Origin of the sequence: Rubrivirga aquatilis, assembly GCF_046845665.1 — a bacterium.
Classification (GTDB): domain Bacteria; phylum Bacteroidota; class Rhodothermia; order Rhodothermales; family Rubricoccaceae; genus Rubrivirga.
This window is the reverse complement of sequence record NZ_CP177355.1, coordinates 1,195,974-1,208,308: the sequence shown is the minus strand read 5'-3', so window position 1 is coordinate 1,208,308 and position 12,335 is coordinate 1,195,974. Positions and strand designations below refer to the sequence as shown.

The 12,335-nt window shown below is 73.2% G+C and carries 9 protein-coding genes; 2 read left to right on the top strand and 7 right to left on the bottom strand.

Features of this window, described 5'->3' with window-relative positions:
• Window positions 1–29: 29 nt before the first annotated feature.
• From ACLII4_RS05250 to ACLII4_RS05220, 7 genes are all read right to left on the bottom strand, one after another.
• Complete coding sequence (locus ACLII4_RS05250) at window positions 30–2,399, bottom strand: protein kinase domain-containing protein (protein ID WP_412069845.1); 2,370 nt, start codon at window positions 2,397–2,399, stop codon at window positions 30–32.
• Window positions 2,400–2,444: 45 nt separating this feature from the next.
• The gene (locus tag ACLII4_RS05245; RefSeq protein WP_412069844.1) at window positions 2,445–3,035 is read right to left on the bottom strand and encodes an ECF-type sigma factor; all 591 of its coding nucleotides are present in this window, start codon (window positions 3,033–3,035) and stop codon (window positions 2,445–2,447) included.
• A 176-nt stretch (window positions 3,036–3,211) separates the two neighbouring features.
• Window positions 3,212–4,639, bottom strand: coding sequence for an MATE family efflux transporter (locus ACLII4_RS05240; protein ID WP_412069843.1), 1,428 nt, complete (start codon window positions 4,637–4,639; stop codon window positions 3,212–3,214).
• A 108-nt stretch (window positions 4,640–4,747) separates the two neighbouring features.
• Entirely contained in the window at window positions 4,748–6,040 is a 1,293-nt protein-coding gene (locus ACLII4_RS05235) for an RNA polymerase sigma factor (RefSeq protein WP_412069842.1), read from the bottom strand.
• Between the two features lie 51 nt (window positions 6,041–6,091).
• Window positions 6,092–6,904: a YciI family protein gene (locus tag ACLII4_RS05230; protein ID WP_412069841.1), complete on the bottom strand. Its 813-nt coding sequence runs from the start codon at window positions 6,902–6,904 to the stop codon at window positions 6,092–6,094.
• A gap of 233 nt (window positions 6,905–7,137) precedes the next feature.
• A complete protein-coding gene (locus ACLII4_RS05225) occupies window positions 7,138–7,449 on the bottom strand; it encodes a hypothetical protein (protein WP_412069840.1) in 312 nt (103 codons plus the stop codon).
• Window positions 7,446–8,519, bottom strand: coding sequence for a L,D-transpeptidase family protein (locus tag ACLII4_RS05220; RefSeq protein ID WP_412069839.1), 1,074 nt, complete (start codon window positions 8,517–8,519; stop codon window positions 7,446–7,448). Before ACLII4_RS05220 ends, ACLII4_RS05225 begins: the two co-directional genes overlap by 4 nt.
• Before the next feature lie 142 nt (window positions 8,520–8,661).
• On the opposite strand from ACLII4_RS05220, the gene ACLII4_RS05215 reads away from it, so the two are divergent.
• Together ACLII4_RS05215 and ACLII4_RS05210 are read left to right on the top strand one after the other, a co-directional pair.
• Entirely contained in the window at window positions 8,662–11,361 is a 2,700-nt protein-coding gene (locus tag ACLII4_RS05215) for a serine hydrolase (protein ID WP_412069838.1), read from the top strand.
• A gap of 76 nt (window positions 11,362–11,437) precedes the next feature.
• Window positions 11,438–12,316: a hypothetical protein gene (locus tag ACLII4_RS05210; RefSeq protein ID WP_412069837.1), complete on the top strand. Its 879-nt coding sequence runs from the start codon at window positions 11,438–11,440 to the stop codon at window positions 12,314–12,316.
• The last annotated feature ends 19 nt before the right edge of the window (window positions 12,317–12,335 follow it).

Below are 12,335 nucleotides of genomic sequence, written 5' to 3'. Positions count from 1 at the left end.
AGGGAAACGGGAGCGACCGGATCACGGCGCTAGCCTGCAAGCCACTTCCGGACGTTTCGCACGCGGACGTTGTCGGGGCCGAACGTGGCGATCAACCCGGGCAGCACGGCTCGGAGCACGGCCCGGCCTTCCCCCCCCTCGCCCGCCTCGACGAGCGCCTGCCCGAGGTAGTAGCGCACCTCCAAGGCGCTCGGGCCGTCCCCGGTCAGCACGGTGCCCGCCTCGCGTAGGACCGGGATGGCTTCGGCCTGGCGATCGCCCGCGACCATCGCCGAGCCCAGGCTGAGGAGAGGCTGTCCGTAGAACGCGTGCTCGGGCCCGTAGGCGCGCCGCGCCGACGCGACCACCCCTCGGTGGATCTCGATGGCTTCGTCGTAGCGCTCCAGGCTGCGCAACAGGACCCCGTAGCCGTTGCGGCTGACCTGGGACTCGATCGACTCCTCTGGCGCGTCTTCCAATTCGATGGAGCGGAGCATGGGCGCGACGGCGTCCTCCGGTCGGCCCGTTTCGAGGTAGTGTGCGGCCAGGCCGTAGTAGTACACCGACCGGGCGTAGTCGTAGTCCTCCTCCGACCCGACCTTGGCGCGGTACAGGTCGGCGCCCGGCCCCTCGACGATGTCGATCACCTGGCGGTAGTAGGCCTCGGCGCGGGCCAGCCGGACGGAGTCGTCGCGGCGGCGGGTGGCGGAGAGCGCGAGGTGGTGGAGGACGGAGACCACGTCCGGGTGGTACGGGCCGAGCGCTCGCTGGCGGGCCGCCAGCGATGCCGTGAGCAGCGAGTCGAGCGTGTCGAGCTCACGGGCGTTGAGGAGGGCCACGACGAGATCGTCCTCGGCCCGGATCGTCAAGCTGTCGACGGGGCCGAGGGAGGCCTGGCGGAGGGCGAGCGAGCGGCGGAAAAGAGGGAGCGAGGCGTCCGTCTGGCCGAGGTGCGCGTAGGACCGCCCGAAGGCGCTCGCGAGCGTGGCCCGGACGAGGGGCCGGTCGAGGAACGTGGTGTCGAGGCGCTCCACGGCCCCGTCGATCACGTCGCGGACGCGCAAGGTGTCGCCATCGGAGCCCGCCGGGCGGGCGTCGCCGATCATGTCGACCAGGAACGTCATGACCGCCTCGGCCTCGGCGGCGCGGTCGGCGGCCCGGTCGCGCTGGCGGTCCGCCTCGGCGCCCTGCCACAGCGCCGCGCCCGCCCCGCCGACGAGCGCCAGCAGCACGGCGACCGCCGCGGCCACGGCCACCCGGTGGCGCCGGATGAACTTCCCGATGCGGTACCCGACGGCCTCCGGGCGCGCCTCGACCGGGAGGCCTGCCAGGTGGCGCCCGAGGTCGGCGGCGAGCGCGGCGGCGCCGTCGTAGCGGCGCGTGGGCTCCTTGCACAGAGCCTTGAGGACGATCTGGTCGAGGTCGCCGCGCAGACGGCGGCGCAAGTGAGGCGGCTCGGTGGACCGCGCCGTGGCGGCGTCGGTGGCGCCGGAGACGGCTGTGGAGGGCTCCGTCGGGTCCGTCTCCAGGATGGCCTGCTCGACGGCGCGGCGGACGCGGCTCTCCAGTCGGTACGGGCGCGTGCCGGTGAGCAGCTCGTACAAGAGCACGCCCAAGCCGTACACGTCCGTCGCCGTGGTGGCGGGTTCGCCGCGGACCTGCTCGGGGGCGGCGTACTCGGGCGTCATCACGCGCCGGTCGGCCTCGGTGACCGGCGCGGCAACGGCGGCGCCCTCGGCGGGGTCGAGAAGTTTGGCGATCCCAAAGTCGAGCAGCTTCACCTGCCCAGCGTCGGTAACGAGCACATTCGACGGCTTGAGGTCGCGGTGGACGACGAGCTGGCGGTGCGCCGCCGCGACGGCGTCGCAGACCTGTCGAAAGAGGGCCAAGCGCGCGTCGACCCCCAAGCGGCGGCGATCGGCATAGGCGGTGATGGGCTCGCCGTCGACGTACTCGAGCGCGAGGTAGGGGCGGCCGTCGGGGGCCTGGCCGCCGTCGAGGAGGCGGGCGATGGCGGGGTGGTCGAGCCCGGCCAGGATCTGGCGCTCGGCGCGAAACCGCGCCAGCAGGTCCGGCGCCAGCCCGGGGCGGACCAGCTTGACCGCGGCGGTCTGGACGTAGGCGCCGTCGGCGCGGTCGGCGCGCCAGACCTCGCCCATGCCGCCCTCGCCGATGCGCTCGACGAGCTGCCACGGCCCGACGCGAGCCGGGGGCGGCGTCGCGCTCCCGGCGAAGTCCTCGAAGAAGGCCTCGGCGCCCTCGTCCTGCGCGAGCATGGCCTCGACCTCGGCGCGGAGGTCGGGGTCGGCGGCGTCGTCGGTGCGGCAGGCGTCGTCGAGGAAGGCCGCGCGGTCGGCCGGCGCGAGGTCGGCGGCCTCGGCGAACAAGGCCTTGATGCGGGTCCAGCGGTCGGGCGTCATAGCACGGGGGGTCGCTGGGAGTACGGGAAACCGACGGGCCGGTCGTCAGGAGAGGTCCGGGAGGAGGTCGTCGCGGAGTTCGGCGCGGAGCCAGGCGCGAGCGGCGCGCCAGGAGCGCGTGACGGTCGAGACGGAGATGTCGAGGGCCGCGGCGGTCTCCTCGATGGACAAGCCCCCGAAAAAGCGGCACTCGACAACCTGGGCGTCGCGGGCGTCGACGGCGGCGAGGCGCCCCAGCGCCTCGTCGAGGGCGAGCACGTCGTCGGCTTGGGTGTCCGAGAGCAAGGCGACGAGGTCGTCTTCGAGGGGGAGGTCCGGGGTCCTGCCGCCGCGCTTCCTGGCGCTCCGGCGCTCGGCGTAACTGACCAAGACCTGGCGCATGGCGCGGCTGGCGGTGGCGAGCAGGTGAGCACGGCTGGCGTAGTCGTCCTTGCCGGCGAGCTTCTCGTAGGCCTCGTGGACGAGCGCCGTGGTGTTCATCGTCCAGTTGCCGTGCCAGCGGGCGCGCTCGGAGTGGGCGAGGGCGTGGAGGTCGTGGTAGAGCCGTCCGTAGAGCTCGGCCGGGTCGGCATCGCCGCGCTGGACGGCGGCGAGCAGGGCGGTGACCTCGGCGCCGGCGGGACGTCGGAGGGGCATGGCGACGGTGGTGGGACCACAGCCAAGCTAAAGGCCTGTAGGGACAAGGGCATCACGCCTGGCATTTGTCCGCCGACGGGTCGCCTGCCAGCCGTGCACGGGGTCCACCTCGCGCCTGAGGCGGGGGAGCGGACGCGACGAGAGACGAGGGCGAGCGGCTCGCCGTCGCCAGCGGGCTACAGGGTGGTCAGCTTCCAGCGGCCCCGGCGGAAGAGGACCCAGCCGACGATCGCGGCGGCGACGTTGGCGACCGTGATGGCAACGTAGACGCCCAGCTCGCCCAGGCCGAGGGGGAACGCCAGTGCCCACGCGACGGGCGCCTGTAAGAGCCAAAAGCAGCCGAGGTTGATCCAGGTCGGGGTGAGGGTGTCGCCGGCGCCGTTAAACGCTTGCGGCAGGATCATAGCCCAGGCGAAGAGGACGTAGCCGTAGGCCAGCACGCGCAAGCACAGGGCGCCCGTGGCGATGACCTCGGGGTCGGCGGTGAACAGGCGGACCAAGGCCTCGTCGTAGACCACGTAGCCGATGGAGACGAGCCCGAGCAAGACCATCGTGACCACGCCCGCGATCCAGATCGAGCGCTCGGCGCGGCCGGGCTTGCCGGCCCCGAGGTTCTGGCCGACCAACGTTGCGGCGGCGTTCGACAGGCCCCACGCGGGCAAGAGGGTGAACAGGAAGATCCGGATGGCGATGGTGTAGCCCGCCAGCGACTCGGCGCCGAACTCAGCCACGAGGCGGACCAGGAAGACCCACGAGACGGTGGCGACGGCGAACTGGGCGATGCCGCCGGCCGACGTTCGCACGATGCGCCACATCACGTCGGCGTGCAGGCGGAGGTGGCGGGTCAGCACGCGGATGTGCTCGCCGCCGCGCAACAGCAGGGCCACCTGCACGAGCACGGCGATCCCGCGGCCCGTCGTAGTGGCGATGGCGGCGCCGGTGACGCCAAGCTCGGGGAACGGGCCCCAGCCGAAGATCAAGACGGGGTCGAGGACCAAGTTGATGCCGTTCGCCAGCCACAGCACGCGCATGGCGATGGCCGCGTCGCCGGCGCCGCGGAAGACGGCGTTGAACACGAACAGCAGCATGATGACGGCATTCCCGCCCAACATCCAGGCCATGTAGCCGGCGCCGACGGCGGCGGTCTCGGGGTCGGCGCCCATCAGCGCCAGCAGGCCGTCGCTGTAGAACACACCGACGACGGCGAACGGGACGGAGGCGACCACGGCCACGGCGATGGCCTGCACGGCGGCGCGCGCGGCGCCCTCGCGGTCCTTCTCGCCGATGCGCCGCGCCACGACGGCCGTCGCGGCCATCGACAGGCCCATCGCGACGGCGTACATCAGCGACAGCACGGACTCGGTGAGCCCGACGGCGGCGACGGCGGGGGCGCCCAGCGAGGCCACCCAGTACACGTCGACGACGGCGAAGACGGACTCCATAACCATCTCGAGCACCATCGGCACCGCCAGCAGGAGCAGCGCCGTGCCGATGGGGCCGGAGGTGTAGTCGCGGTCGGTGCCGCGCACGGCGGCGCGGAGGTCGCGGAGCAGGCCCCGCACGCCGGACGGCGACGGGGCGGACGAGGCGGAGGGGTCGGGCATGGGCGCGAGCGGGACTCGAAGGATCGCACGGGAGGGCGACAGGTGCGCGTCGCGTGTGGGGCTGATGTGCGCCCCCCGCTCGCTCTGCCTCGGGCCCGAGGTGGGGCGTCAGACCGCCACCGCCCGGCCCAGCAGGATCGCTCGCTCTTGCGCGTTTCGCGTCACGGCGGCGGCGGCCTCGAAGGCGGCGCGAGCCTCGGCAGCCCGCCCGAGCCGCTCCAGCAGGTCGCCGCGGACGGCGTCGAGCAGGTGGTAGCCGTCGAGCACGCCGGCGACGACGAGGGCGTCAGCGATCGCCAGCCCGGCCGCCGGCCCGTCGGCAAACGACACCGCCACGGCCCGGTTCAGTTCGACGACGGGCGACGGGTGGGCCGCGTGGAGGGCGCCGTAGAGCGCCGCGATTCGAGGCCAGTCGGTGTCTTGGGGCGACCGCGCGCGGGCGTGGCACGCGGCGATGGCAGCCTGCAAGAGGTACGGCCCCGGCGCCCCATCGGCCAGCGCTTGGCCGCGTGCCAGCGCCGCCAGCCCGCGGCGGACGAGGAGGGCGTCCCACCGCGTCCGGTCCTGGTCCATCAGCCGCACCGGCTCGCCCTCGGGCCCGACGCGCGCGGCGAGCCGCGACGCCTGGACTTCCATCAGCGCGGCCAAGCCGTGGACCTCCGGCTCGTCGGGCACGAGCCCGGCCAGCACGCGGCCCAGGCGCAAGGCGTCCTCGCACAACCCCGGCCGCGCCCAGCCGTCGCCTGAGGTCGCCGTGTAGCCCTCGTTGAAGACGAGGTAGACCACGCGGAGCACGTCGGCCAAGCGGGCGGGGAGGTCGGCGGCGCGCGGCATCTCGAACGCCCCCCCGACGTCGCGGAGCGTCTTCTTGGCACGGACGATCCGCTGGGCGACGGTCGGGACGGGCGTCAGGAAGGCGCGGGCGATCTCGTCGGTCGTGAGGCCACCGAGCAGACGGAGGGTGAGGGCCACGCGCGCCTCGGTGCTCAGCGCCGGGTGGCACGTCGCGAACACGAGCCGCAGGAGGTCGTCGCCGACAGGGTCGTCGAGGGCGTCGTGGAGCGCGGCCGCCGGGTCGGGCAGGGCATGGTCGCGGGCGATCTCGGCGTGGGCGCGGTCGAGCATCGGGGCGCGGCGCAAGGCGTCGAGGGCGCGACGGCGGGCCGTCGTGGTGAGCCACGCGCCCGGGGCGTGAGGGATGCCGGTCGCCGGCCACGTCTCGAGCGCCGCCACGAGCGCGTCGTGGGCGAGGTCCTCGGCCGCCCCCAAGTCGCCCGTCAGCCGGGCCAGCGTCGCGATGAGTTGGCCGGACTCCGCCCGCCAGACCGCCTCGACCGCCTGTCGGACCGCCTCGGGCGAGGCCGTCGGGCCGGGCAGGGCGGCGGAGGCGGGGACGGGCATGGAGGAAGGGAGATGGAGGCGAGCGGAGCCGGTCCGCCCGCCTCCGGGGCGTCAGGCGGCCGACTGGCTGCGGACCGCGCTCTCGGCGCGGAGGCGCTCCTCCTGGGCCTGGAGCTCCGGCGTGAACGCGTCGCCAAAGTCCTCGGCGCCGTAAACCGGCCGGATCTCACTCGTGCCGGTCCCGATGGCGCGCCCAAACCGCTCGGACCACGGGCGGAGGTCATCGAGCGAGTGCGCCTGGTAGATGGCGTAGCCACCGATGATCTCTTTGGCCTCCGAGAACGGCCCGTCGGTGACGGTCGGAACGCCGTCCGCGAACACGACGCGCGCGCCGACGGAGGATGGCAGGAGCCCGCCGGCCTCTAGGAGCACGCCCGCCTCCGCGGCTTCCGCCATGAGCTGTCCCATCTCGGCCTCCGCCGCATCCGTCGGCGCCGTGCCGTCGGCCTCCTCGCGGGCGTGGGTGAGGATCGCGACGAACTGGCGGCGGCCGTCGGCCGCGGGCGCCCCGAACGACGGGACCGGCTCGTAGACCTGCCGGACCTCGAGCGTGACGTCGCCGTCCTCGGCGGGCCAGCGGCGGGCCCACGCGACGGCCTCGTCGAGCGACCGCGCCTGGATCGTGGTGAAGCCGGCCACGAGCTCCTTCGTCTCGGCGAACGGCCCGTCGACGACTGTCGCCTCGCCGTCGGCGTAGTGATAGCGGACGCCCTCGGCGGACGGCTTGAGGCCCTCGCCCGCCAGCAGGACGCCGGCCCGGGCGAGCGACTCGTTGTAGGCCGTCATGGCCTCGAGGAGGTCGGTGGAGGGGAGCAGGCCGGCCTCGGTCTGGGCGTCGGCCTTGCGGAAGATCATGAACCGCATGGTCTGGGGGGGTGTTGGGGTGGGGACGCGAGGGAAGATCCCTCGCTCTACCCTCCCGACGGACGGACCCGGCCGGGATCGACACCGCCCGCCAGTTTTTTTCTCGCCCCCTCGCCCTCGCCTCGGGCCCGAGGCGGAGAGTGGTCTAATGCGCGACTCTCACCGGGCGTCGTCACGCATCACGCCTCACGCATCCTCGACCTGCGACGCTCCCATCGTACCGGGACGCACCCCTAGTTCGCGAACAGCGGCCGGCCGCCGCCGTCGATGACCGTCACGTCTTGGACGGCGAACCATCCCTCGCCCTCCCCGCCGGCCGAGTTCTCGTACGGGATGGGCTCGCCGTCGGGGCCCGGCGACGGCTCGATGTCGAGGACGTAGACGAGGTCCTTTTTGATGTCCCGGCCGGCGGCGTCCTGGCCGACGGTCACGCCCGGCGACACGTCGGCGACGCGGCCCTCGATGGCGCGGAGCAGCTGCCCCTCGCGGGTGTAGAGGTGCACGCGGACGCGCTTGCCGACCAGGCTGTAGTCGGGGGCGCTCATGACGAGTACCCCGGGCCGGCGAACCAGACGGCACCGTCGTCGCCCGCCCAGGCCGGGAGCGCGGCGAGGACCACGGGCACGCGCTCGGGCAGGGCGATGCGGCGGCTCTCCGTCCCGTCCATCGCGGCCGCCAGTTCGGCCTCGGGCATCCCGGCCACCCAGGCGCCGAGCGCGGCGGGCCGCTCGACGCGCACGCAGCCGTGGCTCAGCGCCCGGTTGTCGCGGGCGAAGTAGGCGGGCGCCGACGTGTCGTGGAGGTACACGTTGTGGACGTTGGGGAACATGATCTTGAGGCGCCCGAGCGGGTTGAGCGGCCCGGCAGCCTGACGGATCAGCAGGTGCCCGTCGGCCATCTTCTGGAGCGTCGAGTCGTTCAGGGCGATGACCTCGGCGTCGGGCGAGAAGCGGCGGACGAGTTCGAACCCCTCGGCCGCGAGCGCGGCGGCGCCCTTGGGCGCCAGCTCGTCCCGGGCGATGTTGGTCGGCACGTTCCAGACGGGCCGGAGTTCGAGGTACTCGATGGCGTCGGAGAAGAGCGGCGTGCGCCAGCCGTCGCGATCGGCGCCGACGACGGCCTTCATGCGCATGGTCTCGCGTCCGCCCTCGAAGGCCCGCACGCGGTACTCGGGGACGTTGACGAGCACCCAGCGGCCGTCGCTGGGGAGCGCGAGCGTGTCGAGAGCCGCCAGCGAGCGGCGGACCTGGGCGGCGCGCGTCGCGGCGGGCACGTCGAGCGCGGCGCGCGTGTTGGGCCCCAGGATGCCGTCGGAGGCCAGGCCCAGGCGGTCCTGGGCGCGGGCGAGCGCGGCGGCGAGGGCCGGGTCGAGTATGTCGCCGGTGCGAGCGGCGTCGCCGAGCGCTCCCTCGGCGGCCAAGCGGGCGCGCAGGGCGGGGATCTGGACGGCGTCGGTCTCGCCGGGGCGGACGAGCGGGCCGTCGGGGAGCGGGCGCCAGTCGGCGCGCTCGTAGCGGTCGAGCGCGGTGGCGAGGCGGGCGGAGGGGGGCGACGCGGCGGCGGCCGTCGCCACCAGGGCGAAGGCTAGCGCGGCGAGGCGCGCGCGTGTGAGCATCGGGAGTCAGAGGGGACGGGGGACACGATACGCCGCGCCGGGCAGGAGCGAGACGTCGGAGGGGAGGGGCGGCGGGAGTGAGCCCTCAGCGGCAGGAACTGCGTGATAGGACCGAGCCGCCTCATCCTCGGTCTGCCCCTCCATGCGCTCTCTCCTCGCCCTCGTCCTCCTGCTCGTCTTCCCCGCGCGGGCCACCGACACTCCGACGCCCGCCGTGAATGTTGGAGCCACCGAGTCGGTCCCCACCGCCCCGGCTCGCTGCGAGGTCACCATCGAGGGGCACCACGGCGGGCTCGCCGGCGAGATCCGCTACCGGGCCGACCAGAGCCAGGTGCGCACGCGCGTCGGGTGGTGGGCCTCGCTCTCCACGGGTGGCGACGAGGCATGGCTCACCCTCCGCCCGGGCCAGTCGTTCTCTGAGGCGTACGACCTGCGTCTCGGCTGCGACGCGCGCCGTCGCTACCGCTTTGTTTTCACGTACGGCGACACGGAATACACGCACGTCTTTCCCTCTGAGGACGGCTACACGCAGGATCGCGTGATCGACCTCGGGGCCGTGAGCCGCTTCTTCGGGATCGCGCCCGGCGAGGACCTAGAACCGCAGCCCGTCGCGCTCGAGGGGCTCGACCTCGACGGCGAGTGGACGCGTCGGGAGAGCAACAACGACCCCAACGACGGGATGCGGATTCGCATCGAGGGCGACCACGCCACCATCACCTCAGTGCCTGAGACCGCGGGCAGCGCGTGGCGGGAGGGAGGAACCCTCTGGCGCGACATCGAGCCCGGCGGAGCCCTCCGCGCGTTAGGCAGCAACAGCCGCTACTACCCCGCCGAGCTGACGCCCACCGGGGCGGACCGGCTCACCCTCTCGATCCGCCACGGCGGCGCGGGCAACGATCAGACGTGGGTGCGTAGCACAGGCTGCTGGGACGCCAACGCCGTCATTCAGAGCGGCCTGCACGCGCCCGACATCTGGGTCCGTTTCTCGACGGACCTCCCCTCCGGGTTCCAGAGCGCTCTCCGAGCCGCGCGCGACGCCGGAGCCGCCATCCAGACCGTCGCCCTCACGCCCTCCGACGAGTGGGTGGTGGTGGCCGCCAACACGCCCTGCTACAGCGCAGGCTTCCCGGAGGACGCGCGCGAGTGGATCGACCGCTACGTCGGCGCCGGGAACGAGATCGACGTGGTGGCCTTCGGGCCAGGCGGGCGCTGGCTTGTCGTCGCCGAGGACCTCCTGCGGCACACGACCAACGTCTCCGACGGCATCTCCGCCGCCATCCGCCGAGCGCAGGAGAACGGCTTGCGCGTGACGTCGGTCGCCTTCTCGCCCGTCCCCGACGAGCGGTGGGCGCTGAGCGCAGGGGGGCAGGCGACCACCGGCCCCGCCCGCCTCGCGCTCTCCAACGCGGTCCGAGCAGCCGGAGAGGGGGAGCGACCGGTCCACGAGATCGCCGTCGGCCCGAACGACGAGTGGGCGATGGTCGCCGAGGACTGGTTCGTCACGCGCGACGTGCCCGCCGGCCTGCGGGAGATGCTCGAACGCTACCGCACCGACGAGCGCCGCCGCATCGACCACGTCGTTCTCCACGAGGTGGACGGCCAGACGCGCTGGGCCATCCTCTCGAACGGGCCGGAGCCCCCCCCCGCCCCCACGGACCTCGTCAACCTGTTCGAGCAGCGAATCACCAGCGACAGCACGAAGATGGCGACGGGCGTGCCGGGCGACAGCACGATCTACCAGAAGATGAAGGAGCACCGCATCACCGGGCTGGCGGTCGCGGTCGTGCAGAACAACCGCGTGGCGTGGACCCGCAGCTACGGCCTCCGACGGGCGCAGTACCCCGAGGAGTACGTCTACCCGACCACCATCTTCGACGCCGCCTCGCTCAGCAAGCCCGTGTCGTACGCGGCGGCCCTGCAACTGGTGGACGCCGGGGCCATCGGGCTGACCGACCCGGGCGTGCTCTACGACCTCGCTGGCAACGATCTGCCATCGAGGAGAGACCTTGACGGCATCCGGGCCGGCGAGATCCACCTCGCGCACCTCCTGAACCACTGCGCGGGCATCCAGAACGAGAAGGGGGCGTCCGGCGCGCAGGCCATCGTTCCGGGCGGCCCGATGCCGACAATCCGGCAGATCTTCCGGGGCAAGGGCCCCGCCGCCAGCGGCAATGCGATCGTCCGCGTGGACACCCTCGAGGTCGGCGAGGCGTTCGACTACTCCGGGGCCAACTCCATCCTGGTGCAGGCCCTCATGGACCAGCACGCCAGCGGCGGCTACGACGGACAGGTGCAGCGCCTGCTGGACGGCCTGGGCATGAGCCGCTCGACCTTCCGGCGGGACTTCCACGAGAGGATCCCCGAGGGCAGCCTCGCCTTTGGTCACCTGATCGCCGGCGACGGGGAGGTGCTGACGATGCGGCACCAGGCGTACCCGAACCAGGCAGCGGCGGGCTTGCGCGCCACGGCCAGCGACCTCGCCCGCTACATCATCCTGCTGAACCAGGGCGGCGTATACGACGGCGAGCGGCTGCTGGAGGCGACGACGGTGGACCGCTTCCTCGGGCGCGACGGCGTCGGCGCCGCGACGGGCGTCGCGGAGGCGGCCTGCGGGGGCCGCCGGTCGATGCGCCTTGGCATCTACAGCGCCGGCCTCGACACGGAGAACGAGCGGTACTGGCACGGCGGCCTCCACGGCGGCTTCCGCACCTACCTGCGCGGCCTTCCGCGCCAGCAGGGCGGCGTCGTCATTCTCATCACGGGCACCCTCGACGACGCGAACGCGATGCGCGACGAAATCCGGGCGGCGCTGCGGGCCGCCTACGGCTGGCGATCGCTCTGACAGGCCCGCGTCCGCCGTGTCCATCGCGCGCCCTCGAGTGGGCTCCCTCTTCCCCTTCACCAACACCCTCCCACCCATGACTCCCCTCTTCCGCCTCCTGCTCCTCGCCCTGCTGGTCCCCCTCTTCGTCGGGTGCGCCAGCGTTACCGATGGCCTCCAGCGCGGCGCCGAGCGCGCGGCTGAGCGCGAGACCGCCCGCGCCGCCGACCGGGCCACCACGTCCGTCGTGCGCAGCGCCGAGGACGCCGTCGTCTGCCTCATGACCGACGAGGCGTGCATCGAGCGCGCCCGCCAGAACGGCCAGCCCGTCCAGGTGCGGAACGCGGACGGCGAGATCGTCCGCGAAATCCCAGCCCCCGACACGGATGTGGACGTGAACTACGACTTTACGCCCGGCCAGCGCGTGCTCTTCTACGAGGACTACTCGAACGACCCCGTGGGCCGCTTCCCGAGCCGCCTCGAATTCGTGCGCGGCAACTGGGAGATCGCCGCGTGGGAGGGGCGGCGGCTGCTCCGGCACACCGGCCCGCGCCACAGCGCCTTCCGCATCGTCCTGCCCGACGAGCTGCCCGAGAGGTTCACCATCGAGACCGAGGTGTACCTCACGGAACGGAACCAGCGGATCGCGTTCCTGACGCAGTCACCGGAGGGGACCACGGAGCGGGTGGACTACAACTACCTCCGGATCGGGCAGCACGGCACGGGGGTGTACGCCGCGAGCGGCACGGGGCTCTCCGAGAGCGCCAATGACGACGACCGCGTCCACGAGCGACTCATGCCGATCCGCATCGACGTGGACGGCGACTACGTCCGCGTGTTCGTCGGCCAGAACCGGACCGCGAACATCCCGAACGCGGTGCTGCCGCGCACGGAGGTGGTCTACGTCGAGAACGTCTACCAGGCCTCCGAAGCGAACCCGATGTATCTCGGCCCGATCCGGATCGCCACGGACTGAGGCCGCGCGCTGGCGTCGG